The organism is Streptomyces sp. NPDC020965 (assembly GCF_044333555.1).
GTDB lineage: Bacteria > Actinomycetota > Actinomycetes > Streptomycetales > Streptomycetaceae > Streptomyces.
In genome coordinates, this window is sequence record NZ_JBIRRE010000005.1 from 501,718 (window position 1) to 528,210 (window position 26,493).

Annotated in this window: 23 protein-coding genes, 1 pseudogene and 1 riboswitch; of the genes and pseudogenes, 14 read left to right on the forward strand and 10 right to left on the reverse strand. The window is 70.9% G+C overall.

The window, feature by feature from the left end; genetic code table 11:
* The first annotated feature begins 299 nt into the window (after positions 1-299).
* From dprA to ACH4S7_RS18675, 3 genes are all read left to right on the forward strand, one after another.
* The gene (gene dprA, locus ACH4S7_RS18665; RefSeq protein ID WP_398522284.1) at positions 300-1,493 is read left to right on the forward strand and encodes a DNA-processing protein DprA; all 1,194 of its coding nucleotides are present in this window, start codon (positions 300-302) and stop codon (positions 1,491-1,493) included.
* Between the two features lie 252 nt (positions 1,494-1,745).
* Complete coding sequence (gene whiG / locus ACH4S7_RS18670; protein WP_398522285.1) at positions 1,746-2,582, forward strand: RNA polymerase sigma factor WhiG; 837 nt, start codon at positions 1,746-1,748, stop codon at positions 2,580-2,582.
* Positions 2,583-2,653: 71 nt separating this feature from the next.
* The gene (locus ACH4S7_RS18675) at positions 2,654-3,211 is read left to right on the forward strand and encodes a TetR/AcrR family transcriptional regulator (protein WP_398522373.1); all 558 of its coding nucleotides are present in this window, start codon (positions 2,654-2,656) and stop codon (positions 3,209-3,211) included.
* Between the two features lie 177 nt (positions 3,212-3,388).
* Here ACH4S7_RS18675 and ACH4S7_RS18680 read toward each other — a convergent pair.
* A pseudogene (locus tag ACH4S7_RS18680) lies at positions 3,389-3,880 on the reverse strand (peptidoglycan DD-metalloendopeptidase family protein); the annotation flags it as partial.
* Positions 3,881-4,097: 217 nt separating this feature from the next.
* On the opposite strand from ACH4S7_RS18680, the gene rpsB reads away from it, so the two are divergent.
* The 9 genes from rpsB to ACH4S7_RS18725 all read left to right on the forward strand — a co-directional run bounded on the left by rpsB (position 4,098) and on the right by ACH4S7_RS18725 (position 14,179).
* Positions 4,098-5,045, forward strand: a complete 948-nt coding sequence (rpsB, locus tag ACH4S7_RS18685; RefSeq protein ID WP_398522286.1) for a 30S ribosomal protein S2 — start codon at positions 4,098-4,100, stop codon at positions 5,043-5,045.
* A 143-nt stretch (positions 5,046-5,188) separates the two neighbouring features.
* Positions 5,189-6,025, forward strand: a complete 837-nt coding sequence (gene tsf, locus ACH4S7_RS18690; RefSeq protein WP_398522287.1) for a translation elongation factor Ts — start codon at positions 5,189-5,191, stop codon at positions 6,023-6,025.
* Between the two features lie 193 nt (positions 6,026-6,218).
* Positions 6,219-7,010 (forward strand): UMP kinase, encoded by a 792-nt coding sequence (gene pyrH, locus ACH4S7_RS18695; RefSeq protein ID WP_398522288.1) that lies wholly within the window; start codon positions 6,219-6,221, stop codon positions 7,008-7,010.
* Between the two features lie 152 nt (positions 7,011-7,162).
* Positions 7,163-7,720 carry a ribosome recycling factor gene (gene frr, locus ACH4S7_RS18700; RefSeq protein WP_398522289.1) on the forward strand — a complete coding sequence of 186 codons (558 nt, stop codon included), beginning with the start codon at positions 7,163-7,165 and terminating at the stop codon, positions 7,718-7,720.
* The gene (locus ACH4S7_RS18705; RefSeq protein ID WP_398522290.1) at positions 7,720-8,871 is read left to right on the forward strand and encodes a phosphatidate cytidylyltransferase; all 1,152 of its coding nucleotides are present in this window, start codon (positions 7,720-7,722) and stop codon (positions 8,869-8,871) included. The genes frr and ACH4S7_RS18705 overlap by 1 nt, the downstream gene beginning before the upstream one ends.
* A gap of 101 nt (positions 8,872-8,972) precedes the next feature.
* Positions 8,973-10,079: a 23S rRNA (adenine(2503)-C(2))-methyltransferase RlmN gene (rlmN, locus tag ACH4S7_RS18710; RefSeq protein WP_398522291.1), complete on the forward strand. Its 1,107-nt coding sequence runs from the start codon at positions 8,973-8,975 to the stop codon at positions 10,077-10,079.
* 86 nt (positions 10,080-10,165) lie between these two features.
* Positions 10,166-10,276, forward strand: a riboswitch (TPP riboswitch).
* 74 nt (positions 10,277-10,350) lie between these two features.
* Positions 10,351-11,466, forward strand: a complete 1,116-nt coding sequence (locus ACH4S7_RS18715; RefSeq protein ID WP_398522292.1) for a thiamine ABC transporter substrate binding subunit — start codon at positions 10,351-10,353, stop codon at positions 11,464-11,466.
* Between the two features lie 59 nt (positions 11,467-11,525).
* Positions 11,526-13,145 (forward strand): ABC transporter permease, encoded by a 1,620-nt coding sequence (locus ACH4S7_RS18720; protein WP_398522374.1) that lies wholly within the window; start codon positions 11,526-11,528, stop codon positions 13,143-13,145.
* The gene (locus ACH4S7_RS18725; RefSeq protein WP_398522293.1) at positions 13,145-14,179 is read left to right on the forward strand and encodes an ABC transporter ATP-binding protein; all 1,035 of its coding nucleotides are present in this window, start codon (positions 13,145-13,147) and stop codon (positions 14,177-14,179) included. The genes ACH4S7_RS18720 and ACH4S7_RS18725 overlap by 1 nt, the downstream gene beginning before the upstream one ends.
* A 29-nt stretch (positions 14,180-14,208) precedes the next feature.
* Here the strand turns inward: ACH4S7_RS18725 and ACH4S7_RS18730 are convergent, their stop codons facing one another.
* The 5 genes from ACH4S7_RS18730 to ACH4S7_RS18750 all read right to left on the reverse strand — a co-directional run bounded on the left by ACH4S7_RS18730 (position 14,209) and on the right by ACH4S7_RS18750 (position 18,978).
* A complete protein-coding gene (locus ACH4S7_RS18730) occupies positions 14,209-14,745 on the reverse strand; it encodes a nuclear transport factor 2 family protein (protein ID WP_398522294.1) in 537 nt (178 codons plus the stop codon).
* Positions 14,746-14,990: 245 nt separating this feature from the next.
* A complete protein-coding gene (locus tag ACH4S7_RS18735; RefSeq protein WP_398522295.1) occupies positions 14,991-16,130 on the reverse strand; it encodes a hypothetical protein in 1,140 nt (379 codons plus the stop codon).
* Positions 16,112-16,834 (reverse strand): ABC transporter ATP-binding protein, encoded by a 723-nt coding sequence (locus tag ACH4S7_RS18740; RefSeq protein WP_398522296.1) that lies wholly within the window; start codon positions 16,832-16,834, stop codon positions 16,112-16,114. Before ACH4S7_RS18740 ends, ACH4S7_RS18735 begins: the two co-directional genes overlap by 19 nt.
* A gap of 288 nt (positions 16,835-17,122) precedes the next feature.
* Entirely contained in the window at positions 17,123-18,502 is a 1,380-nt protein-coding gene (locus ACH4S7_RS18745; RefSeq protein WP_398522297.1) for an aspartate aminotransferase family protein, read from the reverse strand.
* Positions 18,487-18,978: an Lrp/AsnC family transcriptional regulator gene (locus ACH4S7_RS18750; RefSeq protein ID WP_398522298.1), complete on the reverse strand. Its 492-nt coding sequence runs from the start codon at positions 18,976-18,978 to the stop codon at positions 18,487-18,489. Before ACH4S7_RS18750 ends, ACH4S7_RS18745 begins: the two co-directional genes overlap by 16 nt.
* 292 nt (positions 18,979-19,270) lie before the next feature.
* Here ACH4S7_RS18750 and ACH4S7_RS18755 point away from each other — a divergent pair, with 292 nt between their 5' ends.
* On the forward strand, positions 19,271-20,710 hold the full coding sequence (locus ACH4S7_RS18755) for a gamma-aminobutyraldehyde dehydrogenase (protein ID WP_398522299.1): 1,440 nt from the start codon (positions 19,271-19,273) through the stop codon (positions 20,708-20,710).
* A 215-nt stretch (positions 20,711-20,925) separates the two neighbouring features.
* On the opposite strand, the gene ACH4S7_RS18760 is transcribed toward ACH4S7_RS18755, so the two are convergent.
* The 4 genes from ACH4S7_RS18760 to ACH4S7_RS18775 form a co-directional block, all read right to left on the reverse strand.
* A complete protein-coding gene (locus ACH4S7_RS18760) occupies positions 20,926-21,711 on the reverse strand; it encodes an SAM-dependent methyltransferase (protein ID WP_398522300.1) in 786 nt (261 codons plus the stop codon).
* Between the two features lie 68 nt (positions 21,712-21,779).
* A complete protein-coding gene (locus ACH4S7_RS18765) occupies positions 21,780-22,595 on the reverse strand; it encodes a glycerophosphodiester phosphodiesterase (RefSeq protein WP_398522301.1) in 816 nt (271 codons plus the stop codon).
* A 75-nt stretch (positions 22,596-22,670) separates the two neighbouring features.
* Positions 22,671-23,699, reverse strand: a complete 1,029-nt coding sequence (locus tag ACH4S7_RS18770) for an adenosine deaminase (RefSeq protein WP_398522302.1) — start codon at positions 23,697-23,699, stop codon at positions 22,671-22,673.
* Positions 23,700-24,185: 486 nt separating this feature from the next.
* Complete coding sequence (locus ACH4S7_RS18775) at positions 24,186-24,752, reverse strand: NADAR family protein (RefSeq protein WP_398522303.1); 567 nt, start codon at positions 24,750-24,752, stop codon at positions 24,186-24,188.
* A gap of 207 nt (positions 24,753-24,959) precedes the next feature.
* Here ACH4S7_RS18775 and ACH4S7_RS18780 point away from each other — a divergent pair, with 207 nt between their 5' ends.
* Positions 24,960-26,465: a gamma-aminobutyraldehyde dehydrogenase gene (locus ACH4S7_RS18780; protein WP_398522304.1), complete on the forward strand. Its 1,506-nt coding sequence runs from the start codon at positions 24,960-24,962 to the stop codon at positions 26,463-26,465.
* The last annotated feature ends 28 nt before the right edge of the window (positions 26,466-26,493 follow it).

Genomic DNA, 26,493 nt, shown 5'->3' on the forward strand with positions numbered 1-26,493 from the left:
TGTCCGGGAGCGGCGCCGGTGCGGCGGCCGGGTCACCGTCCCCGGCCGGCAGCAGCAGCACCGGCAGTACCGGCAGCACCGACGGTGCCGACAGTGGGAAGGAGGGTATGGCGGCGCTCGAAGGCGCGCGGGACCGGAGCCGCGGGGGCGGCGGAGAGCGGGGCGGAGCCGGGAGCCCCCGGCGGCGGGGTCCGGCCCCCGCGTCGGGCGACCGGTCCGGGGCCGATGGGAGCCCGCGGGACGGCGGCGGGGGCGGCGCGGCTCCGGGCACGCGGGCCGGGGCGCGGCCGGAGGTCGGTGTGCGGGCCGGTCCGCGGCGGGCGGGGTCGGCCTCCACGGCGGCGGCCGGGTCGGAGCGGGTCGCTCGCGCCGCCCTCACCCGAGTCATCGAGCCCGGTGACGAGTGCGGCGGGCGATGGCTGCGCGAGTTCGGGGCTCAGGAGCTGCTCGGCCGGCTGACCGCCGCCGAAGACACCGAGGCGCTTCCCGGAGCCACCGTGCGTCGCCTCGCCGGTTACCGCGCCCGCGCCGCCACCGCCGACCCCGCCCGCGATCTGGAGGCGATCGCCGCCGCGGGGGGCCGCTTCCTCTGCCCCGGGGACAGGGAGTGGCCGACCCAGCTCGACGCCCTCGGAGACGCCAGACCCGTGGGGCTCTGGGTCAGGGGCGGACCCGACCTGCGGAAATGGGCCGTGCGCTCGGTCGCCGTCGTTGGCGCCAGAGCCTGCACGCCGTACGGGGCGCATATGGCGACCCTGCTCGGCACCGGGTTGGCGGAGCGCGGCTGGGTGGTGGTGTCGGGGGCGGCGTACGGGGTCGACGGATCGGCGCACCGGGGCGCGTTGGCCGCCGGCGGTGCCACGGTTGCCGTGCTCGCCTGCGGGGTCGATGTGGGCTATCCGCGCGGCCACGCCCGGCTGATCGGCCGGATCGTGGAACAGGGCCTGGTCATCGGCGAGTTACCGCCGGGGGACCACCCCACGCGCAGCCGGTTCATTCTGCGCAATCGGGTGATCGCCGCACTCACCCGGGGCACGGTCGTGGTCGAGGCCGAGCACCGCAGCGGTTCCCTGGTCACGGCCCGCTGCGCGGCGAAGCTGGGACGCCACACCATAGGGGTCCCCGGACCGGCCACCAGCGGGCTCTCGGCCGGGGTGCACGAACTGCTGCGCGGCGAGGGAGTGCTGGTCACCGACGCGGACGACGTCGCCGAGCTGGTCGGGGAGATAGGGGAGCTGGCCCCGGACCGGCGGGGGCCAGTACTGCCCAGGGATCTGCTGGACCCCGCCAGCGCCCGGGTACTCGAAGCCCTTCCGGCCGGAGGCGCCGTCACCGTGACGCGACTCGCCCATGGCGCAGGTACGACGCCCGACGACACGCTCGGCAGGTTGTACGAACTGCACGCGCTGGGGTTCGTAGAACGGCACGGCGACGAGTGGCGGCTGGCCCGGCACCCGGTCCGCCCCCCGAACGGACGCCGAGGTGGCTTCTGACCTGGGTCATTCGGGTGAAATGGTCATGTCGACGGCCTTTGTGTACCTACGGATGGCGCCGGAGGGGGCGGTGCGCGCCGTCCCGCCGGCGGTTCGAAGGTGTGGCCGATGGCGGATACCCCGCACAGGGGTCATCCCCTGAACTTCGCCCACCGCAACCACGCAGTCACGCTACGCTCACCCTTCCTGGCCAGACGCTCGTCCCCGCCCCTCTCAGCTCCTCCCTTACAGCAGAACGGGTCAAGGCAACGCATGCCCCAGCACACCTCCGGGTCTGACCGCGCGGCAGTGCCCCCCGCCGCCCGCGGCACCGTGCGACCCCCCGCGCCCTCATCGCTCGATGAGTTGTGGCGGTCGTACAAGTCCACGGGTGACGAGCGGCTGCGTGAGCAGTTGATCCTGCACTACTCGCCCCTGGTGAAGTACGTCGCGGGTCGGGTGAGTGTCGGGCTGCCGTCCAATGTGGAGCAGGCGGATTTCGTCTCCTCCGGGGTCTTCGGCCTCATCGACGCCATCGAGAAGTTCGACATCGAGCGGTCCATCAAGTTCGAGACCTATGCGATCACCCGCATCCGGGGCGCCATGATCGACGAACTGCGGGCCCTGGACTGGATCCCGCGCTCCGTACGCCAGAAGGCGCGGGCCGTGGAACGTGCCTACGCCACGCTGGAGGCACAGCTCAGACGCACCCCGTCGGAGGCCGAGGTGGCAGCCGAGATGGATATCGCGGTGGAGGAACTCCATGCGGTCTTCAGCCAGTTGTCGCTGGCGAACGTCGTCGCGCTGGAGGAGTTGCTCCATGTGGGCGGCGAGGGCGGTGATCGGCTGAGTCTGATGGACACCTTGGAGGACACCGCCGCTGACAATCCGGTCGAGGTGGCCGAGGACCGGGAACTGCGCCGCCTCCTGGCCCGCGCGATCAATACGCTTCCGGAGCGGGAGAAGACCGTGGTGACCCTCTACTACTACGAGGGCCTCACCCTCGCCGAGATCGGCAATGTGCTCGGCGTCACGGAGAGCAGGGTCAGTCAGATCCACACAAAATCGGTCCTTCAACTCCGAGCGAAGCTCGCCGACGTGGGACGTTGACGCCCGAATAGTGCCTGCCTCTTGCGCGATATCCGTACAGTGGATACGTGCCCAGGATTCGAGCGGCCTCCGTGGCCGAGCACAGGACCATGCAGCGCGACGCCCTGCTCGACGCCGCGCGTTCCCTGCTGTCGGAGGGCGGTACGGAGGCTCTGACCTTCCCCGCCCTCGCCGAGCGCACCGGACTGGCCAGGTCGTCCGTGTACGAGTACTTCCGCTCGCGGGCGGCGGTCGTCGAGGAGCTGTGCGCCGTCGACTTCCCGGTCTGGGCGGCGGAGGTCGAGGCCGCCATGGAGCGGTCGGAAACGCCTGAGGGCAAGGTCGAGGCATATGTGCGCCAGCAGCTCACGCTGGTCGGGGACCGGCGCCACCGGGCGGTCGTCGCCATCTCCGCCAGCGAGCTGGACGCCGGGGCCCGGGAGAAGATCCGAGCCTCCCACGGGGCCCTGATCGCCCTGATCGTTGAGGCGCTCGGCGAGCTGGGCCATGAGCAGCCCCGGCTGGCGGCGATGCTCCTCCAGGGCGTGGTCGACGCGGCGGTCCGGCGCATCGAATTCGGTGTGGCGGAGGAGCCGGACGCCATCGCGGACGCGGCGGTCTCCATGGCCCTCAGGGGCGTCAGCGGCTGACTCCAGGCGGGGGAGGTCCCACCCGCCGGGGGGCGTCGCGTGACCCCAGGCCCCGCGCGACTCAGGGTGGTCCCCCATCGGCAGCAGCCTCGACGGGGCCCGGCGCAGCAGTGCGAGCGGGTTCAGATACTCCCGGTCGCGCAGCAGGCCCCAGTGCAGACATCCCGTGACGCAGTGTGACGGCCCGGGCTCGACATGGGCCACCAGCCGGCCCGCGGCCACCTCTGCGCCGGCCGGGAGCAGTGCGCGGACCGGCTCGTAGGTGGTGCGCAGCGGTCCGCCCGCCCCGGCCGCGAGGGCGATGGTGAGCACCCCGCGCCCCGCCACCCGTCCCGCGAAGGCAATCCGCCCGGCCGCCGCCGCCCGCACCGGTGTCCCCGGTGGCGCGGCGAGATCCACCCCCCGGTGCCCGGGCGCGTACGTCGACGGAGGCGGTTCCCATCCCCGTACGACCCGGGGATTCGGAGGACCCAGTGGCCAGATCCGGCCGTCACGGAGCGTTGCCGGGCGGGCCTCCCGCGGAGTCGGGGCCGCTGCCGCGGGAAGCGGTGGGGGCAGCGGGAACAGAAGGGAAATCAGCAGCGGGAGCAGGAGTGGTGAAAGACGGGAAATTCGGCTGCGATCCATGGGGCAGACCGTCCCGCACCCCGCCCCTGCTGAGTGGATCATGCTCCCGATCTGTGGAGTACCGACCGGTTGTGGACAGCGCCGTCACCCGGGGCCGCCTCGGTCCCGTACACTTCTTCTGGCGATCCGGGTCACCGGGTCGACTTCGCACGCCCCGCCACCACTCACCTTTTCTGGTTGGTGGCCGCGCTCCTCGGTCCCTCGTGGCACGGCGCGTCGGGGCGTCAGGAAACAACCGAGAATCCAAGGAGATACGGCCATGGCCGTCGTCACGATGCGGGAGCTGCTGGAAAGCGGCGTCCACTTCGGTCACCAGACCCGTCGTTGGAACCCGAAGATGAAGCGATTCATCTTCACGGAGCGCAACGGCATCTACATCATCGACCTGCTCCAGTCGCTGTCGTACATCGACCGCGCCTACGAGTTCGTCAAGGAGACCGTCGCCCACGGCGGCTCCATCATGTTCGTCGGTACGAAGAAGCAGGCCCAGGAGGCCATCGCCGAGCAGGCGACGCGCGTGGGCATGCCCTACGTCAACCAGCGCTGGCTGGGCGGCATGCTCACCAACTTCTCGACCGTCTACAAGCGTCTGCAGCGCCTCAAGGAGCTTGAGCAGATCGACTTCGAGGATGTGGCCGCCTCCGGCCTCACCAAGAAGGAGCTGCTCGTCCTCTCCCGCGAGAAGGCCAAGCTGGAGAAGACCCTCGGCGGTATCCGCGAGATGCAGAAGGTGCCGAGCGCCGTCTGGATCGTGGACACCAAGAAGGAGCACATCGCCGTCGGTGAGGCGCGCAAGCTCCACATCCCGGTCGTCGCGATCCTCGACACCAACTGTGACCCCGACGAGGTCGACTACAAGATCCCGGGCAACGACGACGCGATCCGCTCCGTCACCCTGCTCACCCGCGTGATCGCCGACGCCGTCGCCGAGGGCCTCATCGCCCGTTCCGGCGTGGCCACCGGTGACTCCAAGCCGGGCGAGAAGGCCGCCGGCGAGCCGCTCGCCGAGTGGGAGCGCGACCTGCTCGAGGGCGACAAGAAGGCCGACGACGCTGAGAAGCCGGCTGAGGCCGCCGCCGAGGCGCCCGCTGCCGACGCCGCTGAGGCCGAGGCTGCTCCGGCCGCCGAGGTCGAGGCGCCTGCCGCTGAGGCGCCCGCCGCCGAGGCCGAGGCTGCCGCTCCGGCCGCCGACGCCGAGCAGGGCTGACCACCGCCGCACAGCTTCGGTAGGTGAACGGCGGGGGACGGTGTCATCTGCACCGGCCCCCGCCGCACACCCGTAGATCGTCGACGGACTTCCCGACTTCGACAGATCTTCGATTTTCGACTTTCGAGAAGAGATTCAAGGACATGGCGAACTACACCGCCGCTGACGTCAAGAAGCTCCGTGAGCTGACCGGCGCCGGCATGATGGACTGCAAGAAGGCGCTCGACGAGGCCGACGGCAACGTCGACAAGGCCGTCGAGGTGCTCCGCGTCAAGGGCCAGAAGGGCGTGGCCAAGCGCGAGAGCCGTAACGCCGAGAACGGCGCCGTCGTCTCCCTCATCTCCGAGGACAAGACCTCCGGCGTCCTCCTTGAGCTGAAGTGCGAGACGGACTTCGTCGCCAAGGGCGACAAGTTCCAGGCCGTCGCCAACACGCTCGCCGCCCACGTCGCCGCGACGTCCCCGGCCGATCTGGAGGCGCTGCTCGCCTCCGAGATCGAGGCCGGCAAGACCGTCCAGGCGTACGTCGACGAGGCCAACGCCAACCTCGGCGAGAAGATCGTCCTCGACCGCTTCGCGCAGTTCACCGGCGCGTACGTCGGCGTCTACATGCACCGCACCATGCCCGACCTCCCGCCGCAGGTCGGCGTCCTGGTCGAGCTGGACAAGGCCGACGCGGACATCGCCAAGGACGTCGCGCAGCACATCGCCGCCTTCGCGCCGAAGTACCTCACCCGTGAGGACGTTCCGGCCGATGTCGTCGAGAACGAGCGTCGCGTCGCCGAGGCCACCTCGCGCGAGGAGGGCAAGCCCGAGGCCGCCCTCCCGAAGATCGTCGAGGGTCGCGTCAACGGCTTCTTCAAGGAGATCACTCTCCTCGACCAGCCGTTCGCGAAGGACAGCAAGAAGTCCGTCAAGAAGATTCTTGACGAGGCCGGTGTCGAGCTGAAGCGCTTCGCGCGCATCCGCGTCGGCGCCTGAGCGACTACGGCGAGTACGCGATCGGTCCGGGAGCCCGCTAGGGTTTCCCACGCGGTCATCGGCCGCGTGTGCCAGGCGGCACAACTCCGTTGAAGCGCCGGACGACCGCAGATCTGACGAGGAGGCCATTGCCGACAGGGACACCAGCACCCACCGGCAATGGCCTCCTTCGTATGTGCACGAGGAGATCTCCATGAACAAGGGCGCGGACGCCTCTCAGGCTGTCGGCAACAGTGACCACGACGGGAAGCATGACGTGAACAAGGCCGGGCGCTTCATGCTGAAGCTGTCCGGAGAGGCGTTCTCCGGCGGCGGGGGTCTCGGCGTCGACCCCAATGTCGTGCACGACATCGCCCGCGAGATCGCCGCGGTCGTCCGCGACGGTGCCCAGATCGCGGTCGTCATCGGCGGTGGCAACTTCTTCCGCGGCGCCGAGCTCCAGGTGCGCGGCATGGACCGGGCCCGCTCCGACTACATGGGTATGCTCGGCACCGTCATGAACTGCCTCGCCCTCCAGGACTTCCTGGAGAAGGAGGGCATCGACTCCCGCGTCCAGACCGCCATCACCATGGGTCAGGTCGCGGAGCCGTACATCCCGCTGCGGGCCGTACGGCATCTGGAGAAGGGCCGGGTCGTCATCTTCGGCGCCGGCATGGGCATGCCCTACTTCTCCACCGACACCACCGCCGCCCAGCGGGCCCTGGAGATCGACGCCGAGGCCCTGCTGATGGGCAAGAACGGCGTCGACGGAGTCTATGACTCCGACCCCAAGACCAATCCTGACGCGGTGAAGTTCGACGCGCTGGAGTACGGCGAGGTGATCACCCGCGACCTGAAGGTCGCCGATGCCACCGCCGTCACCCTCTGCCGCGACAACGCCCTGCCCATCCTGGTCTTCGAACTCCTCGCGGCGGGCAATATCGCGCGCGCCGTCAAGGGTGAGAAGATCGGCACGCTCGTGAACGCCAAGGGCACCCGAGCCTGACCGCGGGTGTCCAGGGATGTCCGGAGCCGGACACCCGGGAACAGACGGGGATAGACAGAGTCCTGCCGGTCGGACACCGTGCAGGGGAAGACGCGACAGGTCCGCCCGCCCAGGTGCATACCGGGCCCACTCAAGACACGCAGGAGCAAGTGGTGATCGAAGAGACCCTCCTCGAGGCCGAGGAGAAGATGGAGAAGGCCGTCGTCGTCGCCAAGGAGGACTTCGCCGCGATCCGCACGGGACGTGCGCATCCGGCGATGTTCAACAAGATCGTGGCCGACTACTACGGTGCGCTGACCCCGATCAACCAACTGGCCTCGTTCTCGGTGCCGGAGCCGCGGATGGCCGTGGTGACCCCGTTCGACAAGAGCGCGCTGCGCAACATCGAGCAGGCGATCCGTGACTCGGACCTGGGAGTCAACCCCAGCAACGACGGCAACATCATCCGAGTGGTGTTCCCTGAGCTGACCGAGGAGCGCCGCCGCGACTACATCAAGGTCGCGAAGAGCAAGGCCGAGGACTCCAAGATCTCGATCCGTGCCGTCCGCCGCAAGGCCAAGGAAGGCATCGACAAGCTGGTCAAGGACGGCGAGGTCGGCGAGGACGAGGGCCGCCGCGCGGAGAAGGAGCTCGACGACACCACCGCGAAGTACGTCACGCAGGTGGACGAGCTGCTGAAGCACAAGGAATCCGAGCTGCTTGAGGTCTGATGAAAGACTCTTCCTGGGGGGCCCCGCCGAGCACCGGCCTCTGGGGACCGCCCGACCAGGGTCCTGCCTCGGCGGGTCCCGCCTACGATCAGCATGTGGCACAGCAGACTCGGCCCATGCCCATCGTGCCGGACTTCCCCGACGCAGGTAGAGACGCCGAAGACCCTGATGGCCGTGACGGACGCGAGGCGCGCGACCAGGGGGCCGCTCGGCCGAGCGGTCCCCTGTTCCGTGACGACATTCCGCAGGAGCCCATGTCCCCTCCGCCGCACCCCGAGCCGTCCCGGCCGGGCCGCGCAGCCGGGGAATCCGGCAGGGCGGCCGGCCGGCAGAAGAAGCGGGCCGGTCGGGACCTCCGGGCGGCCATAGGGGTCGGTGTGGGGCTCGGCGCGGTGATCGTCGCCTCGCTCTTCATCGTCAGGGCCGTGTTCGTCGGCGTGATCGCGGTCGCCGTCGTCGTCGGCCTCTGGGAGCTCACCACCCGGCTCCGGGAGCGCAAGGACATCAAGGCGCCGCTCGTCCCGCTCGCGGTCGGCGGTGCGGCGATGGTCGTCGCCGGCTATGTGCGGGGCGCGGAGGGTGCCTGGGTCGCCATGGCGCTCACGGCGCTCGCCGTGCTCGTCTGGCGGATGACCGAACCGCCCGAGGGATATCTGAAGGACGTCACCGCGGGGGTCTTCGCGGCGTTCTACGTGCCGTTCCTGGCGACGTTCGTGGCGATGATGCTCACCGCGGACGACGGTTCGCAGCGGGTGCTCACCTTCCTCCTGCTCACGGTGGTCAGTGACACCGGCGCGTACGCGGTGGGCTGGCGCTTCGGGAAGCGCAAGCTGGCGCCGCGCATCAGCCCCGGGAAGACCCGCGAGGGACTGCTCGGCGCGGTGGCTTTCGCGATGGTGGGCGGCGCGCTCTGCATGGAGTTCCTGATCGACGGCGGGAGCTGGTGGCAGGGGCTGCTGCTCGGCCTCGCGGTCGCGGTCACCGCCACGCTCGGCGATCTGGGCGAGTCGATGATCAAGCGGGATCTGGGCATCAAGGACATGGGCACGCTGCTCCCGGGCCACGGGGGCATCATGGACCGGCTGGATTCGCTCCTGCCGACGGCGCCGGTGGTGTGGTTGCTGTTGGTGATCTTCGTCGGAAGCGGTTGATCGCCTTCCCGAGGCGTTTGACCTGCGGTTTTTCTTGTGAGGGGCTCGTTATCCACAGGGTGGCGAGCCCCTTCTCGTATCTCTGCGACACTGGATGCACCATGCCCAAGCCCGGAGAACTCACCTTTGTCGCGCCGCGCGGAGCCAAGAAGCCCCCGCGGCACCTCGCCGACCTCACGCCCGCCGAGCGCAAGGACGCCGTCGCCGCCATCGGCGAGAAGCCGTTCCGCGCCAAGCAGCTCTCGCAGCACTACTTCGCGCGGTACGCCCACGACCCGGCCCAGTGGACCGACATCCCGGCCGCCGCGCGCGAGAAGCTCGCCACCGAACTGCTGCCCGACCTGATGTCCGTCGTACGGCACATCTCCTGTGACGACGACACCACTCGTAAGACGCTGTGGCGGCTGCACGACGGCACGCTGGTCGAATCGGTGCTGATGCGCTATCCGGACCGGGTCACGATGTGCATCTCCTCGCAGGCCGGCTGCGGGATGAACTGCCCCTTCTGCGCCACCGGGCAGGCGGGGCTCGACCGCAATCTGTCGACCGCCGAGATCGTCCACCAGATCGTCGACGGCATGCGCGCACTGCGCGACGGCGAGGTCCCCGGCGGGGCCGCGCGGCTGTCCAACATCGTGTTCATGGGGATGGGCGAGCCGCTCGCCAACTACAAGCGGGTCGTCGGTGCCATTCGCCGGCTCACCGACCCGGAGCCGGACGGCCTCGGCATATCGCAGCGCGGGATCACCGTCTCGACGGTCGGTCTGGTGCCCGCGATGCTGCGCTTCGCCGACGAGGGCTTCAAATGCCGACTCGCCGTCTCGCTGCACGCTCCGGACGACGAGCTGCGCGACACCCTGGTCCCGGTCAACACCCGCTGGCAGGTCCGCGAGGTGCTGGACGCCGCGTGGGAGTACGCGGAGAAGTCCGGCCGCCGGATCTCCATCGAGTACGCGCTCATCCGGGACATCAATGACCAGGGATGGCGTGGCGATCTGCTCGGCCGGCTACTCAAGGGCAAGCGCGTCCATGTGAACCTGATCCCGCTCAACCCGACGCCGGGGTCGAAGTGGACCGCCTCCCGGCCCGAGGACGAGAAGGCATTCGTGGCGGCCATCGCCGCCCATGGGGTGCCGGTGACCGTGCGGGACACCCGGGGGCAGGAAATCGACGGGGCCTGCGGGCAGCTCGCCGCGACCGAGCGCTGACCCCGGCTCCCCACCTGGGGCTCGGGGCCGGGGCGCCGCCGTCGCGCGGTGGCGGCCTTGTACTCTGAAGTCGAACACATTTGCATATTTTCCGACAGGGGAGCGCCACAGCGCTGAGAGTGCGGTGCCCATCAGACCGCAGACCCTCTGAACCTCGCCCGGGTCATTCCGGGTAGGAAGTTCGGTCGATACTCAAGCTGTTGCGCCCTGCCCGGATTCTCTCGCGAGAACCGGGCGGGGCCGCGTCTCTTCCTGGTCATACCCAGGAGGAATGTCAGTGAGCACCACCAAGAGGATCACGGTCACCGCGCTGGCCGCAGCGCTGGGCGTGACCACGCTCGCCGCCTGTGGCGGCGGTTCGGACGAGTCCAAGGAATCGGGGTCCGGTTCGTCCGGCGGCTCGGCGTCCAAGACCGTGACGCTCGTGACCCATCAGTCGTTCGCCGCGTCCGACACCGTACTGAAGCGGTTCACCCAGGAGACCGGCTACACCGTCAAGGTGCTCAAGAGCGGCGACGCCGGCACCGCCCTCAACAAGGAGATCCTCACCAAGGGCTCCCCGCAGGGCGATGTGTTCTTCGGCGTCGACAACACCCTGCTCTCCCGCGCCCTCGACAACGGCCTGTTCACTCCGTACGAGGCCAAGGGCCTGGACCGGGTCTCCGACGCCGTCCAGCTCGACCGGGAGAAGCACCGGGTCACCCCCGTCGACACCGGCGACGTCTGCGTCAACTACGACAAGAAGTTCTTCGCCGACAAGAAGCTGGCGCCCCCGAAGACCTTCGACGACCTGATCAAGCCCGAGTACAAGAACCAGCTCGTCGTGGAGAACGCGGCGACCTCGTCGCCCGGGCTCGGCTTCCTCCTCGGCACCGTCGCCGAGTACGGGGAGACCGACTGGCAGGACTACTGGAAGAAGCTCAAGGACAACGGCGTCAAGGTGGTCGACGGCTGGGAGCAGGCGTACAACGAGGAGTTCTCCGGATCGGCCGGGGGCAAGAAGGCCAAAGCGGACCGGCCGCTGGTCGTCTCGTACGCCTCCAGCCCGCCCGTGGAGGTGCTCTACTCCGAGCCGCAGCCCACGCAGGCGCCGACCGGGGTCGCCACCGGCACCTGCTTCCGGCAGATCGAGTTCGCGGGCCTGCTGAAGGGCGCGGCGAATGACAAGGGCGGCAAGGCCCTGCTGGACTTCCTGGTCTCGCCGGCCTTCCAGGAGGACATGCCGCTGAAGATGTTCGTCAACCCGGTCATCGAGGGCGCCAAGCTGCCCAAGCTCTTCACCGACTTCGGCGCGGTGGTCGGCACGCCGAAGACCGTCACCCCGGAGAAGATCTCCAGGAACCGTGAGCAGTGGGTTCAGACGTGGTCCTCGCTCGTCGTGAAGTAACTCCGGCCGGCCGCGGGGCCGGGTCAGGGGTACGGGGAAACGTGACGCGGCTCGGTCTGATGATCGTGCCCGTCGCGTTCTTCGCCGTCTTCTTCGCCTATCCCGTCGCCTCCATCGTCGGCCGCGGCCTGCGGATCGACGGAGTCTGGCAGTTCGGCGGGATCGGTGAGGTGCTCGGCCGGGCCGACCTCCAGCGGGTGCTCTGGTTCACCACCTGGCAGGCGCTCGCCTCGACCGCGCTGACCCTGGTGATCGCCCTGCCCGGCGCGTATGTGCTCGCCCGTTTCGACTTCCCCGGCAAACGGCTGCTGCGGGCGGTGGTGACGGTTCCGTTCGTGCTGCCGACCGTGGTCGTCGGCACCGCCTTCCTGGCGCTGCTGGGCCGGGGCGGGCTGCTGGACGAGGCGTGGGGTGTCCGGCTCGACACCACCGTGTGGGCGATCCTGCTGGCCCATGTCTTCTTCAACTACGCGGTGGTCGTCCGGACCGTGGGCGGGCTGTGGGCGCAGCTCGACCCCCGGCAGGAGGAGGCCGCCCGGGTGCTGGGCGCCGGTCGGTTCGCGGCCTGGCGCCGGGTGACCCTCCCGGCGCTGGCGCCCTCCGTGGCCGCCGCCGCCCTGATGGTCTTCCTCTTCACCTTCACCTCCTTCGGCGTCGTGCAGATCCTCGGCGGACCCACCTTCGCCACCCTGGAGGTGGAGATCTACCGGCAGACCGCCCAACTGCTGGACCTGCGGACGGCCGCCGTGCTCACCCTGGTGCAGTTCGCGGCGGTCGGCGCCGTGCTCGCCGTGCACGCCCGGACCGTGCGGCGGCGGGAGGGCGCGCTCAGCCTGGTGGATCCGGCGCGGACCGCGCGCAGGCCGCGCGGGGCGGGCCAGTGGACCCTGTTCGGCGGGGTGCTCCTCTCCATCGTCCTGCTTCTGCTGCTCCCGCTCGGTGTGCTGGTGGAGCGCTCCCTCGCCACGCCCACGGGGTACGGCTTCGACTACTACCGGGCGCTCGGCTCGATCGATGAGCGCGGGGGCGCCTTCCTCGTCCCGCCGATCGACGCCGTGGCGAACTCCCTCCAGTACGCACTGGTCGCGACCGTCATCGCGGTGGTCGTCGGCGGGCTGGCGGCGGCCGCGCTCACCCGACGGGCCGGGCGGCTGGTGCGGGGCTTCGACGCGCTGCTGATGCTGCCGCTCGGGGTGTCGGCGGTGACCGTCGGCTTCGGTTTCCTGATCACGCTCGACGAGCCGCCGCTCGATCTGCGGACCTCCTGGATCCTGGTGCCGCTGGCCCAGGCCCTGGTCGGGGTGCCCTTCGTGGTGCGGACGATGCTGCCCGTGCTGCGGGCGGTGGACGGGCGGCTGCGGGAGGCCGCGGCGGTGCTCGGCGCCTCCCCGTTCCGGGTGTGGCGGGAGGTCGATCTGCCGCTGGTGCGGCGGGCGACGCTGATCGCGGCGGGGTTCGCCTTCGCCGTCTCGCTCGGCGAGTTCGGCGCGACCGTCTTCATCGCCCGGCCCGACCGGCCGACCCTGCCGGTCGCGGTGGCGGCACTGCTCGGCCGGCCCGGTGAACTCAACTACGGCCAGGCGATGGCCCTGAGCACGATTCTGATGGTGGTGTGCGCGGTGGCGCTGTTGTTGCTGGAGCGGATCCGGGTCCGTACGACGTCGGCCGGGGAGTTCTGATGGCCCTGCTCGCACTGGACGAGGTGACCGTACGGTTCGGGGCGCGCGCCGCCCTCGACGCCGTGGCGCTGGAGGTCGCCGAGCACGAGATCGTCTGCGTGCTCGGTCCGAGCGGCAGCGGCAAGTCCACGCTGCTGCGGGTCGTCGCCGGGCTCCAGGGGGTGAACTCCGGGCGGGTGCTGCTGGCCGGGGCGGACCAGTCAGCGGTGCCCGTGCACCGGCGCGGGGTCGGGCTCATGTTCCAGGACCACCAACTCTTCCCGCAGCGCGATGTCGGCGGCAATATCGACTTCGGGCTGCGGGCGCGCGGGATCGGACGGACCGAGCGGGAGCGTCGGGTCGGTGAGCTGCTGGAGCTGGTCGGACTGCCCACCGCACGGCGCCGCGCGGTGGCCTCGCTCTCGGGTGGCGAGCAGCAGCGGGTCGCCCTGGCCCGCGCGCTCGCGCCGGAACCCCGGCTGCTGATGCTGGACGAGCCGCTCGGCCAGCTCGACCGGGGGCTGCGCGAACGGCTGGTCGTCGAATTGCGCGGTCTCTTCGGCCGGCTGGGCACCACGGTGCTCGCCGTCACCCATGACCAGGGGGAGGCGTTCGCGCTCGCCGACCGGGTGGTGGTGATGCGGGACGGACGGATCGCCCAGGTGGGCACGCCCCTGGAGGTCTGGCGGCGGCCCGCCGACGCGTTCGTGGCGCGCTTCCTCGGCTTCGAGAATGTGGTGGCCGCGACGGTCCGCGGTACGACGGCGGACACGGTGTGGGGGCCCGTCCCGGTCCCCGTGGACTCGCGTCCCGGCGCGTGCGAGGTGCTGATCCGGCCGGCGGGCGTCCGGCTCACGGACGCCGCGGACGGGCTGCGCTGTGTGGTCGCGGGGCGGACGTTCCGGGGGCACCGGGTCGCCGTACGGCTGCGGCCGGCCGACGACCCGGGGGCGCCGCCGCTGGAGGCGGAGGTCTCCCCGTGGGAGGCGCCGGAGGAGGGCGCCGACGTGGGTGTCGTCTTCGCCGCCGACGATGTGGTGGTACTGCGGGACTGAGGCGCCCGGCCTCCCGGCGCCGGGCCGGGTCAGTCCGCTGTGCAGGCCGCCGCGATGGCGAGGCTGTCCTCGACCACGTGGTAGCGGACGATCAGACCGTGTTCCACCGTCAGCCGCATCGCGAAGGGGGAGCGGAACGACTTCCCCGTCGCAAGGACCGTGCCCGCGAGCCAACCGCTGAGCATGGCCTCCGGGCCGGCCACGACGATCGCGTCGACGGAGGTGCCGGACGGGTCCGGGCGCTGGCCCTCGCCCAGCTCTCGGAAGTGGGCGGCGACATCCGCGCGGGTGGAGCGGGGGCGGAGCCAGGGGACGGCGGGGTTCTCGGCGATCATCCAGTCGACCCGCTCGGCGAACAGTTCGGCGACCCGGTCCGGGGAGCCCTCCTGGAGCCGGGTCAGAAACGCCTCGACGGCGGCCCGGGTGGCGGCCGTGGTGTCCGTGACCTCACCGGGGGCCGCGGCGTCGGTGGGGCCTGTGGTGCTGAAGCCGGCCGCTGTGGTGGTGGCGTTGGTGTCGGCGGTGCGGGGGGTACGGGGGGTACGGGGCGGGGGTGCGGTGGTCATCGGATCCTCGCGGTTCTCGCGTTGCTCGGGCGCCTTCCGGGGCGCGCTCCCGGGCGGGGACGCGCTCCCCGCCGTACCCGATCCTGCCCTCGCCCGGGGAAGCGGTCGATGACCCCGGAGGTAATGCCCGGCCCGGCCCCGTACTCACGTACGGGAACCGCCACCGCCGTCCCGTACCCGGGTGCCGTGTCCGCGTCCCGTACCGCCGTCGCGTACTTCCGTCCCGCACCCCGGCCCCGTACTCCTCACCTCGCCAGCGGTACCGCGGCCAGCGTCCCCACCAGCCAGGTCAGCGGGGTGAGGACCACCAGCAGGGCGCCCGCCCGCAGTAGCGCCGCCCGGCGCAGGGTGGTGACCGGCGCGCCCAGCAGCCGCAGGTCGTCGGTGGTTGTCGCGCGGAGTTGGCGGGCCTCCAGCGCCGAGGTCAGCAGGGTCGCGGTGGTACAGGTGATGACCAGGGTGGCGCCCAGACCGGTCAGCGGGCCGAACGGGCGCGGCCCCGACTCGTACAGCGTCAAGGCCGCGATCACCCCCGAGGCGACCGCGCACACCACCCCGAGAGGACGGCCGATCCGCCGGGCCTCCGCCATCAGTGTGCGACCCGCCAGCAGCCGGGTCGCACCGGGCCGGACCAGTTGCAGCAGCCGGCCGCAGAAATGGGTGAGGGCCGGGCCAGCGACGGCCAGCCCCACGGCGGTCAGCGCCCAGCCGGTGAGCACCCCGGCCGGGTTGGCGTCCACATCGCCGGGCAGGGGCAGCGCCCCGCCCTCGTGGGTACGGGCCGCGTAGGTGCCGATCGCCAGGCCCACCGCCGTCAGCGCGCAGCCCCACGGCAGCCCGCCCGGTGGTTTCACCGGCGTCGGGCGGGGGGCGCTCCGGCGCGGGCGCAGGGTCAGCGCCGCCGCGGCGGTGGCCGTGAGCGGGACCAGGGCGAGCAGGGTCAGCGCCCCCGCCAGGGGCAGCGGCCGGTCGGCGGCGAGCAGCTCCGCCGCCGAACCGTCGAACGGCATCCCGGTCAGATCGCCGCGCAGATGCAGGAAGAACAGCAGCGCGAGCGCGCTGCCGAGGGTGCCGGAGACCGCGGTGGAGACCGCCGCCAGCACGGCGAGCCGACTGGGGCCGAGACCGATCGCGGAGAGACCGGACCGGGGCCGGGTGCTCGGGTCCGTACGGGCCACGGCGACGGCGAAGTGCACGGTGGCGGCGAGCGGGATCAGGCACCAGGACAGCCGCAACAGCGAGGTCGTGGACTGGCCGGGATGGGAGAGGGCGTACGTCAGGGAGCTCAGCAGCAGGAATCCGACACCCGCCGATGCCGCCGCGACCATCAGCCGGCGCAGCAGGACCAGGGGGTGGGTGCCACGGGCTAGGCGGAGAGCGAGCACTCGGCCCGGCCTTCCGCATCGGCGGGCGAGCCGGCCCGGCGCCCGTCCACCAGCGTGATCGTACGGTCCGCGACCGCCGCCACCTCGGGGTCGTAGGTGGCGAGGACGACCGTGATGCGGTGGGAGCGGGCGGCGGCCGTCAGCGTCCGCAGCACCTGGGTCCCGTCGCCGCGGTGCAGGGTCGCCGTCGGCTCGTCGGCGAAGAGCACGGCCGGGGTGGCGACCAACGCCCGCGCGGTGGCGGTGCGCTGGCGCTGGGCCTGGGTGAGGGCGTACGGCCGCTGGCGGGCGCAGTCGCCGATGTCGAGCCGCTCCAGCCACTCCAGCGCCGTGGTCTTGGCGTGCCGGCGCGGCGTGCCGCGCAGCAGCAGGGGCAGGGCCGCGTTCTCCCAGACGGTCAGTTCGGGGAGGAGGGAGTCTTCCGGGCCGATCCAGCCGAAGCGCTCCCGCCGCAGCCGTTCGCGCCGCGGCTCGGGCAGGGTGTGGACGGGAGAGCTGTTGAACCACACCTCGCCCTCATCGGCGACGAGCTGGCCGGAGAGGCAGCGCAGCAGGGTGGACTTCCCGCTGCCGCGCGGGCCGCACACGGCGAGGATCTCGCCCTCCCGCACTCCGAGCGAGACGCCGGCGAGCGCGGGCGATCCGCTGGGGGAGTGGTGGAGGGAGCGTGCCCAGATCACGTCGTTGTCCGGTGGGGCCACCATGGCGTGCACCTCGGTTCTGATCAGATGTGCCGTCCCCCGTACGGGGGAACGACGTCAGGGCCGATCGGTCACTCGCACGCTAGGCAGCCGGATGCGGCGTCCTGGGAACCACACGGCCCGGGTGCGCGCCATCCACTCGGATGGGCGTACCCGGGCCGGGGCGGGCGGCGGCTCGGGGGTGGGTCCGCGTCGCCCGGGGGTGCGGTTCAGAGCTCTCGCCGGGGGGTGGCTCAGAGCTCGGGCTGGTGCGGCTCAGAGCTTGGTCCACGCCTCCGTGCGCACCGAGGCTCAGAGCTTGGTCCACGCCTCCGTGAGCACCGTGCGCAGGATGGCCTCGATCTCGTCGAACGTCGACTGGTCGGCGATCAGCGGCGGCGCGAGCTGGATGACCGGGTCGCCGCGGTCGTCGGCCCGGCAGTACAGGCCGTTCTCGAAGAGGGCCTTGGAGAGGAAGCCGTAGAGCACGCGCTCCGTCTCCTCGTCCGTGAAGGACTCCTTGGTGACCTTGTCCTTCACCAGCTCGATGCCGTAGAAGAAGCCGTTGCCGCGGACATCGCCGACGATCGGCAGGTCGTGCAGCTTCTCCAGGGTGGTCCGGAAGGCGTCCTCGTTGTCGAGGACGTGCTGGTTGAGGCCCTCGCGCTCGAAGATGTCGAGGTTGGCGACGCCGACGGCGGCGGAGACCGGGTGGCCACCGAAGGTGTAGCCGTGCAGGAAGGTGTTGTCGCCCCGGTAGAACGGCTCGGCGAGCCGGTCGGAGATGATGCAGGCGCCGATCGGGGAGTAGCCCGACGTCATGCCCTTGGCGCAGGTGATCATGTCCGGCACATAGCCGAACTTGTCGCACGCGAAGGTGGTGCCGAGTCGGCCGAAGGCGCAGATGACCTCGTCCGAGACGAGCAGCACGTCGTACTGGTCGCAGATCTCGCGGACCCGCTGGAAATACCCCGGCGGGGGCGGGAAGCAGCCACCGGCGTTCTGCACCGGCTCCAGGAAGACCGCGGCGACGGTCTCCGGGCCCTCGAACAGGATCTGCTGCTCGATCTGGTCGGCGGCCCAGCGGCCGAAGGCGACCGGGTCGTCGCCGTGGATCGGGGCGCGGTAGATGTTGGTGTTCGGCACCTTGCGCGCGCCGGGGACCAGCGGCTCGAAGGGGGCCTTGAGGGCGGGCAGCCCGGTGATGGCCAGGGCGCCCTGCGGGGTGCCGTGGTAGGCGACCGCGCGGGAGATGACCTTGTACTTGGTGTGCTGGCCCTTGAGCTTGAAGTACTGCTTCGCCAGCTTCCAGGCGGTCTCGACCGCCTCGCCGCCGCCGGTGGTGAAGAAGACCTTGTTGAGGTCGCCGGGGGCTTCATTGGCGAGCCGCTCGGCCAGCTCGACGGCCTTGGGGTGGGCGTAGGACCAGATCGGGAAGAAGGCCAGCTCCTGCGCCTGCTTGTAGGCGGTCTCGGCCAGCTCGATCCGACCGTGGCCCGCGTTGACCACGAAGAGGCCGGCGAGGCCGTCGAGGTAGCGCTTGCCCTTGTCGTCGAAGATGTAGGTGCCCTCACCGCGGACGATGGTGGGCACGGGTGCGTTCTCGTACGACGACATGCGGGTGAAGTGCATCCACAGGTGGTCGTAGGCGGTCTTGGAGAGGTCCTGGCTCACGGCTATCGGGTTCCCCACATGTAGGTCTGCTTCTTGAGCTTGAGGTAGACGAAGCTCTCGGTGGACCGCACACCGGGGAGCGCGCGGATCCGCTTGTTGATCACTTCGAGCAGGTGGTCGTCGTCCTCGCAGACGACCTCCACCATCAGGTCGAAGGAGCCCGCGGTCATCACCACGTACTCGCATTCGTCCATGGCGGTCAGCGCCTCCGCCACCGGGTCGAGGTCGCCCTCGACGCGGATGCCGACCATCGCCTGTCGTCGGAAGCCCACGGTGAGCGGGTCCGTGACGGCGACGATCTGCATGACGCCCTGGTCGAGCAGCTTCTGGACGCGCTGTCGTACGGCCGCCTCGGACAGGCCGACGGCCTTGCCGATCGCGGCGTACGGACGGCGCCCGTCCTCCTGGAGCTGCTCGATGATCGCGAGGGAGACGGCGTCGATCGTCGGGGACGATCCGGTCGCGTTCCTGGAGTCTGCGCTTCGACTGGCCACGGAGCCACCATGCACCGGGAGTCGTCCGTCTCGCAAGCCCTAATCGATGAAATTCGTTGTTGATCGCACTCGATAACACTGAATCCGCAGGTATGAGGGGTCAAGGCTAGGGAAAGCGTCACTCCAGCGCTTAGGGTGGGAGGGCTGGGTCGCCCATCCGGCCGGAGTGGCCGGGATCTCGGCCAGGGGGCCGCCCGGGGTTTACGGCGATACTCCGTAGGATTTACGGTGATCCACCGGTATCCATCCAGGTTTTCAGGCATCTGAGCTTTCAGACAGGAGGGTGGCCACAGTGACCACCGAGCTGCGTCGTCTGCGCAACTACATCAACGGGGAGTTCCGGGACGCCGCCGACGGGCGGACCCTCGATGTCATCGACCCGGCCACCGAGGAGGTCTACGCCACCTCGCCGCTCTCCGGTCAGGACGACGTCGACGCCGCCATGGACGCCGCCGAGGCCGCCTTCCCCGCCTGGCGGGACGCCACCCCGGCCGAGCGACAGAAGGTGCTGCTGAAGATCGCGGACGCCTTCGAGGAGCGCGCCGAGGACTTGATCGCCGCCGAGTCGCGGAACACAGGCAAGCCGCTGGAGCTGGTCCGTACCGAAGAGATCCCGCCGATGGTGGACCAGATCCGCTTCTTCGCGGGCGCGGCGCGGATGTTGGAGGGGCGCTCGGCCGGTGAGTACATGGAGGGCCTCACCTCCTTCGTACGCCGGGAGCCGGTCGGCGTCTGTGCGCAGGTCGCGCCGTGGAACTACCCGATGATGATGGCGGTGTGGAAGTTCGCCCCGGCGCTGGCCGCGGGCAACACCGTGGTGCTGAAGCCCTCCGACACCACCCCCGCCTCCACCGTGCTGATCGCCGAGATCATCGGTGCGATCGTGCCCAAGGGCGTCTTCAACGTCATCTGCGGCGACCGCGAGACGGGCCGTGAGATGGTCGAGCACCCGACCCCGGCGATGGCCTCGATCACCGGTTCCGTACGGGCCGGCATCCAGGTCGCGGCATCCGCGGCCAAGGACGTCAAGCGGGTCCACCTGGAGCTGGGCGGCAAGGCGCCGGTCGTCGTCTTCGAGGACACCGACATCGCCAAGGCCGTCGAGGAGATCGCGGTCGCGGGCTACTTCAACGCCGGACAGGACTGTACGGCCGCCACCCGCGTACTGGTCCAGGAGTCGATCCACGACGAGTTCGTGGTCGCACTGGCCAAGGCGGCGGCGGAGACGAAGACGGGTGCCGCGGACGACGCGGACGTGCTCTACGGTCCGCTGAACAACGCGAACCAGCTCGCCCAGGTGACGGGCTTCATCGACCGGCTGCCCGCGCACGCCAAGGTCGAGGCCGGCGGCCACCGGGTCGGGGAGAAGGGGTACTTCTACGCCCCGACCGTCGTCTCCGGGCTGCGGCAGGACGACGAGATCGTCCAGAACGAGGTCTTCGGCCCGGTGATCACCGTCCAGTCCTTCACGACCGAGGCGCAGGCGCTGGGCTGGGCGAACGACGTGGAGTACGCGCTGGCGTCCTCGGTGTGGACCAAGGACCACGCGCGGGCGATGCGGATGTCCAGGGCGCTCGACTTCGGCTGCGTCTGGATCAACACGCACATCCCGCTGGTGGCGGAGATGCCGCACGGCGGCTTCAAGAAGTCTGGGTACGGCAAGGACCTGTCGGCGTACGGGTTCGACGACTACACGCGGATCAAGCACGTGATGACGGCGCTGGACGGCTGACCGCGAGCTGCCCCCCCGGCAGCCCTGACAGCCCGGACCCCCGGTCGCTGGAGCACGCGCTCCGGTTGGCCGGGGTTCACGCTGTCCGGGGATCCGCGGGGGCGGGGGAGTACCGGGCGCGGTGCGTATCGGGAGGCGCGGCACCGGAGGCTCTGGCTCGTCCGCGGACGCGCCGCGGGCCGGACTGGGGTTGGTGTCGGGGCCTGAGGTCGGGGCTACGGCTTGCGGGCGACCGCGCCGTACTGCGCCACGAGCGGGGGCTCGCCGGCGGCCGGGTCGGGGCGCCAGCGGGAGCAGGAGACGACGCCCGGCTCCAGGATCTCCAGACCCGCCAGGAACGAGGTGAACTCCGCACCCGTGCGGGCGGTGATCGGCGGGGTCGCGTTCTCGTTCCAGAACGCCATCGCCTCGTCGTTGCCCTCACCGCCCAGCTCCAGCGTGGGATGGGTCAGGACGAGATAGCTGCCGGACGGCACCGAATCCATCAGCGTCCGGACGATGGAGCGGGCCTCATCGGTGTCGAGTACGAAGTTCAGGATGCCGAGCATGATCACGGCCACCGGCCGGTCCGCGTCCAGCGTCCGCCACACCGCGTCGAGGATTCCGCGCGGGTCGTGCGCGTCCGCGTCCAGATACTCGGTCACGCCGTCCCGTGAGCCGGTGAGCAGGGCGCGGGCGTGTGCCAGCACGATCGGGTCGTTGTCGACATAGACGATCCGGGCGTCGGGCGCGATGCGCTGGGCCACCTCATGGGTGTTCTCGGCGGTCGGCAGACCCGTGCCGATGTCCAGGAACTGCCGTACGCCCGCCCGCTCCGTCAGATAGGTCACGACGCGGCCCAGGAAGGCCCGGTCGGCACGGGCGACCTCGCCGATGCTCGGGAAGAGACCGGTGATGTGGTCGCCGACGGCACGGTCGACCGGGTAGTTGTCCTTGCCGCCCAGCCAGTGGTTCCAGACCCTGGCGTTGTGGGCGACGTCCGTGCGGATCCTGTCGTTCATCTCTGCTCCTCGGCCGGGATACGGGCCGCCTCCCGGCGGGGGGCTCCCATCATGCCGGAAGGATCACGTCACCCCGCTTTCGGGGAGCCCGGCCCCGCGGGCTTCCCGGCGGGCTTCCTGGCGGCCGGTACGGCGCCGGGTGCCGGGTCCGGGCGCGCGACACCGTACCGACCACGGGGATCCGGCGCCGGGATGGCCGGGCCGGTCTCCCGGCGTACGGAGTGCAGGGCGTCGATCCGATTGGTGGTGATGGAGTCGACCCCGGCTTCGATCAGCCGGCGCATCACCCGCCGGGTGTCGACCGTCCAGGCGGAGACCAACATGCCGTCCTGGTGAACCCGCTCGGCCAGCTCCGGCCCGACCAGACCGAACCGGTAGTTGAGCGTGCGCGGCCGGACCGCGGCGATCAGTACCGGCCGGGGCGGCGCCAGCGATGTCCAGGTCAGGGCGATCTCGGCGGCGGCGTCCGCCGTACGGACCCGGAGCATGGTGACCGGGCCCGCGCAGTAGTACACGCGATCGGCTGCGCCGTGCTCCCGGACCGTGTCGACGACCGTCCGCACCGAGTCCTCCGTGGCCCCCGGTAGATCGATCATCAGCCGGTGGGCGCCCGGTTCGGCCAGTGCCTCGGCCAGGGTCGGCACCCCGCCCCCGGTCACCCCGGACACCTCGGCGTGGGTCAGCCCCGAGAGCCGCCGGTCGTCCCCCCACAGCCGCTTCAGCGTGGCGTCGTGCAGCAGCACGGGCACTCCGTCGCGGGTGACGCGGACATCGATCTCGACGGCGTCCGCGCCGCGGACGACGGCCGAGCGGAGCGAGGGGAGGGTGTTCTCACGGACGAGGTAGGGATCGCCTCGGTGGCCTACGGCGGTGATGTTACGCATGGGGGCATTGTTCCCCGGGAGCGGCGCCGCATCCGTGCCGTGTCAGCCGTCCGGTGGCGCCGCATCCGTGCCGTGTCAGCGGCCCGCGAGCCACTCCGCCGTGTAGGCGTCGATCTCCGCCGCGATCCTCGCCTTGCCCGGGGAGTCCAGGAACGACGCGTCCACCGCGTTCTTCGCCAGCTCGGCGAGACCCCGCTCATCCAGGTCCAGCAGCCGGGCGGCGACGCCGTACTCGCTGTTGAGGTCGGTGCCGAACATCGGCGGATCGTCGCTGTTGATCGTCACCAGCACACCGGCGGCGACCATCTCCTTGATCGGGTGCTGATCGAGGTCCACGACGGCGCGGGTGGCGATGTTCGAGGTCGGGCAGACCTCCAGCGGAATGCGCTGCTCCGCGAGATGGGCCAGCAGCTTCGGGTCCCTGGTCGCACTGGTGCCGTGGCCGATGCGCTCGGCCCGCAGCTCGGTCAGCGCGTCCCAGATGGTCTCCGGTCCCGTCGTCTCCCCGGCGTGCGGCACGGAGCGCAGTCCGGCCGCGATGGCCCGGTCGAAGTACGGCTTGAACTGCGGCCTCGGCACACCGATCTCCGGCCCGCCCAGACCGAACGAGACCAGCCCCTCCGGACGCAGGTCCACCGCGAGCCGGGTGGTCTCGGCGGCCGCCTCAAGACCCGCCTCGCCGGGAATGTCGAAGCACCAGCGCAGGACGACGCCCAGCTCGGACTCGGCCGCCCGGCGGGCGTCCTCGATGGCGCTCATGAACGCGGTCTCGTCGATGCCGCGGCGGGTCGAGCTGAAGGGGGTGATCGTCAGCTCGGCGTAGCGGATGTTCTGCCGGGCCATGTCGCGGGCCACCTCGAAGGTGAGCAGCCGGACGTCTTCGGGGGTGCGGATCAGGTCCACCACCGAGAGGTAGACATCGATGAAGTGCGCGAAGTCGGTGAAGGTGAAGTAGTCCGCCAGCGCCTCGGGGTCGGTGGGGACCTTGGAGTCCGGGTGGCGGGCGGCGAGTTCGGCGACGATCCGCGGCGAGGCCGATCCGACATGGTGCACATGGAGCTCGGCCTTGGGGAGCCCCGCGATGAAGGGATGCAGGTCGGTCATCGGGTTCCTCCAGCAGACGATGTGTACCCGGGCGGCATCGCGCGGGCGATGGCGGCGGGCGCTGTGTGGTCGGGTGCGCTGTGTGGTCGGGTGCGCCGGGTGTCCGGTGCCGGCGCTGTGGGTCTGGTGCCGTGGGTGATCCTGCGCGCCGTGGCGGGGCGCGCCGTGTGGTGGGGCCCGGCGTGATTGGGCCCGGTGGTGGGGCCCGGCATGGTCGCGCACCGGCGCGCGACCGGTGTTACGGGACGCCGTTCGAGTCGGAGATCATCGTAGGCGGCCGGTCAGCCGGCCCGGAGCGGGGGAGGCGCCCCCCGGCCCGGAACGGGGGACCGAGCGCGGGAGGTGTACCCCCGGCCGGGGGCTCCGTCGGCGCGGTCCGGATGCGCCCCCGAGTGCCGGGGCCCCTCAGCCCGCGGCGGTCGCGGCTTCCGCTCCGGACCCCGCTCCGGACCCCGCGCCGGCGCCGGCACCATCCCCGTCCCCGTCTCAGGGGCCCTCGGCGTGGCGCAGCTCCGCCCGCGCCTCCATCAGCGCGAATCCCAGCAGATTCAGCCCCCGCCAGCGCGCCGGATCGGCCGCCCGCTCGTCTTCCGCGGCCAGTCCGATACCCCAGATCGGGTCCACCGGGCTGGCCTCGACAAGCACCCGCTCGCCCGTGGCCAGCAGAAACGCGAGCAGCTCGGGATGGTGGGCGAACTTGTGCGCACTGCCCGAGCGGACGATCCCGAACCGCTCGCGCCGCCATATCGCCTCGTCGAAATCGCGCACCAGCCGCCCCGCCCGCTTGGCCTGAGCCGGGGTCGCCGCCGCCAGGATCGACCGCTCCGCCGCCGAGTCACCGAAGAGGCGTGCCTTCTCCGCCATCATCCAGTGCTCCGCCGTGGCGTAGGCGACCCCGGCAACCGTGAAGGGCGACGGCCACCACTGGCTGAGACAGCCCGTGCCGATCCTTCTGTCCCGGCGCGGCGCATGGCCCCAGAAGTGCAGCCACTTCACCCGCTCGCCCGCGCCGATCCTTCGGACCAGCTCTGTCACCCGCTCGGATTCCCCCATACACGTGAGTCTCGCATCCACCACTGACACTCCGTACGGTCAATCGCTTCCGCACACGACAGTTGGTCGACCGATTCCGTCGCGTAATCAAAAGGCAACTACGGAATCACTTGTTGGCGAACTGGTGCTCTGCCAGGATCGGCACTCAATTCGTGCTGGGACGACATTCCGGTGCCGAACACCGAGTGGGAATGACGGAGAACAGTGATGGGCAACCGCCACCAGGCGCTGGACCGCTTCGCGGACGGTGCGCAGTTCATCGGCGGACGGCTGCGGCCCGGTACATCGGGCCGGACCCAGGACGTCGTGGATCCGGCCACCGGGGAGACCGCGTACCGCTATGAACTGGCCTCCACCGCCGATGTCGACGCGGCCGTCGCCGCCGCCAAGGGCGCGTTCCCGGAGTGGGCCGGAGCCACCCCGGGGGAGCGTTCCGACGCCCTCCACCGTTTCGCGTCCGTCCTCGGTGACCAGGCGGGTGACCTCGCCCGGGTGGAATCGCTCCAGTGCGGTAAGCCCATCAGGCTGACCACCGAGTTCGATGTGCCCGGCACCGTCGACAACACCGCCTTCTTCGCGGGCGCCGCCCGGCAGCTGCCGGGACAGTCGGCCGGTGAGTACAGCGGTGACCACACCTCCTACGTACGCCGGGAGCCGATCGGTGTCATCGGCTCCATCGCCCCCTGGAACTATCCGCTCCAGATGGCGGCCTGGAAGATCCTGCCGGCCGTCGCCGCGGGCAACACCATCGTCCTCAAGCCCGCCGAGATCACCCCGCTGACCTCACTGATGTTCGCCGAGGCGGCGAAGGCGGCGGGCATCCCCGACGGTGTGGTCAACATCGTCTCCGGCGCGGGCCCGGACGCGGGCGAGCGGCTGGTGGGGCACCCGGACGTCGCCATGACCTCGTTCACCGGCTCCACCGCCGTCGGTCGCCGGGTCGCCGAGATCGCCACCTCCACCGTGAAGCGGCTCCATCTCGAACTCGGCGGTAAGGCCCCCTTCGTCGTCTTCGACGACGCCGACCCCCGGGCCGCGATCGAGGGCGCGGTCGCCGGTTCCCTCATCAACTCCGGCCAGGACTGCACCGCCGCCACCCGGGTGTATGTGCAGCGCCCGCTCTACGAGGAGCTGGTCTCGGGCATCGCCGATCTCATGGCGACCGTGCGGGTCGGCGACCCCTTCGATCCGGCGACCGACCTCGGGCCGCTCGTCTCGCACGCCCACCGCGACCGGGTCGCCGGTTTCGTGGAGCGGGCGCGCGGCTACGCCACCGTGGTCACCGGGGGCGTGGTGCCCCCGGGCGCCGGCGCCTACTACCCGCCGACCCTCGTCGCCGGCGCGGCCCAGGACAGCGAGATCGTCCAGTCCGAGCTCTTCGGCCCGGTCATCGCGATCCTCCCCTTCGACTCCGACGACGAGGGCATCGCGCTCGCCAACGACACGCCCTACGGTCTCGCCGCCTCCGCCTGGACCCGCGACGTCTTCCGCGCCAACCGCGCCACCCGGGAGCTCGCGGCCGGCTGCGTCTGGATCAACGACCACATCCCGATCATCAGCGAGATGCCGCACGGAGGCTTGCGGGCCTCGGGCTTCGGAAAGGACATGTCGGTGTACTCATTCGAGGAGTACACGCAGGTCAAGCATGTGATGTTCGATAACACCGCGGTAGCGCGCAAGGACTGGCACCGCACCGTCTTCGGGGACAGATAGCGACCCCGCACCGGCCTCATCCCGAAAG

Coding starts and splice junctions, on each gene's coding strand:
- whiG (WP_398522285.1), top strand. CDS start 1,746: ATGCCCCAGCACACCTCCGGGTCTGACCGCGCGGCAGTGCCCCCCGCC.
- rpsB (WP_398522286.1), top strand. CDS start 4,098: ATGGCCGTCGTCACGATGCGGGAGCTGCTGGAAAGCGGCGTCCACTTC.
- tsf (WP_398522287.1), top strand. CDS start 5,189: ATGGCGAACTACACCGCCGCTGACGTCAAGAAGCTCCGTGAGCTGACC.
- pyrH (WP_398522288.1), top strand. CDS start 6,219: ATGAACAAGGGCGCGGACGCCTCTCAGGCTGTCGGCAACAGTGACCAC.
- ACH4S7_RS18705 (WP_398522290.1), top strand. CDS start 7,720: ATGAAAGACTCTTCCTGGGGGGCCCCGCCGAGCACCGGCCTCTGGGGA.
- rlmN (WP_398522291.1), top strand. CDS start 8,973: ATGCCCAAGCCCGGAGAACTCACCTTTGTCGCGCCGCGCGGAGCCAAG.
- ACH4S7_RS18715 (WP_398522292.1), top strand. CDS start 10,351: ATGTCAGTGAGCACCACCAAGAGGATCACGGTCACCGCGCTGGCCGCA.
- ACH4S7_RS18720 (WP_398522374.1), top strand. CDS start 11,526: ATGATCGTGCCCGTCGCGTTCTTCGCCGTCTTCTTCGCCTATCCCGTC.
- ACH4S7_RS18725 (WP_398522293.1), top strand. CDS start 13,145: ATGGCCCTGCTCGCACTGGACGAGGTGACCGTACGGTTCGGGGCGCGC.
- ACH4S7_RS18730 (WP_398522294.1), bottom strand. CDS start 14,745: ATGACCACCGCACCCCCGCCCCGTACCCCCCGTACCCCCCGCACCGCC.
- ACH4S7_RS18740 (WP_398522296.1), bottom strand. CDS start 16,834: ATGGTGGCCCCACCGGACAACGACGTGATCTGGGCACGCTCCCTCCAC.
- ACH4S7_RS18760 (WP_398522300.1), bottom strand. CDS start 21,711: ATGAACGACAGGATCCGCACGGACGTCGCCCACAACGCCAGGGTCTGG.
- ACH4S7_RS18765 (WP_398522301.1), bottom strand. CDS start 22,595: ATGCGTAACATCACCGCCGTAGGCCACCGAGGCGATCCCTACCTCGTC.
- ACH4S7_RS18770 (WP_398522302.1), bottom strand. CDS start 23,699: ATGACCGACCTGCATCCCTTCATCGCGGGGCTCCCCAAGGCCGAGCTC.
- ACH4S7_RS18775 (WP_398522303.1), bottom strand. CDS start 24,752: ATGGGGGAATCCGAGCGGGTGACAGAGCTGGTCCGAAGGATCGGCGCG.
- ACH4S7_RS18780 (WP_398522304.1), top strand. CDS start 24,960: ATGGGCAACCGCCACCAGGCGCTGGACCGCTTCGCGGACGGTGCGCAG.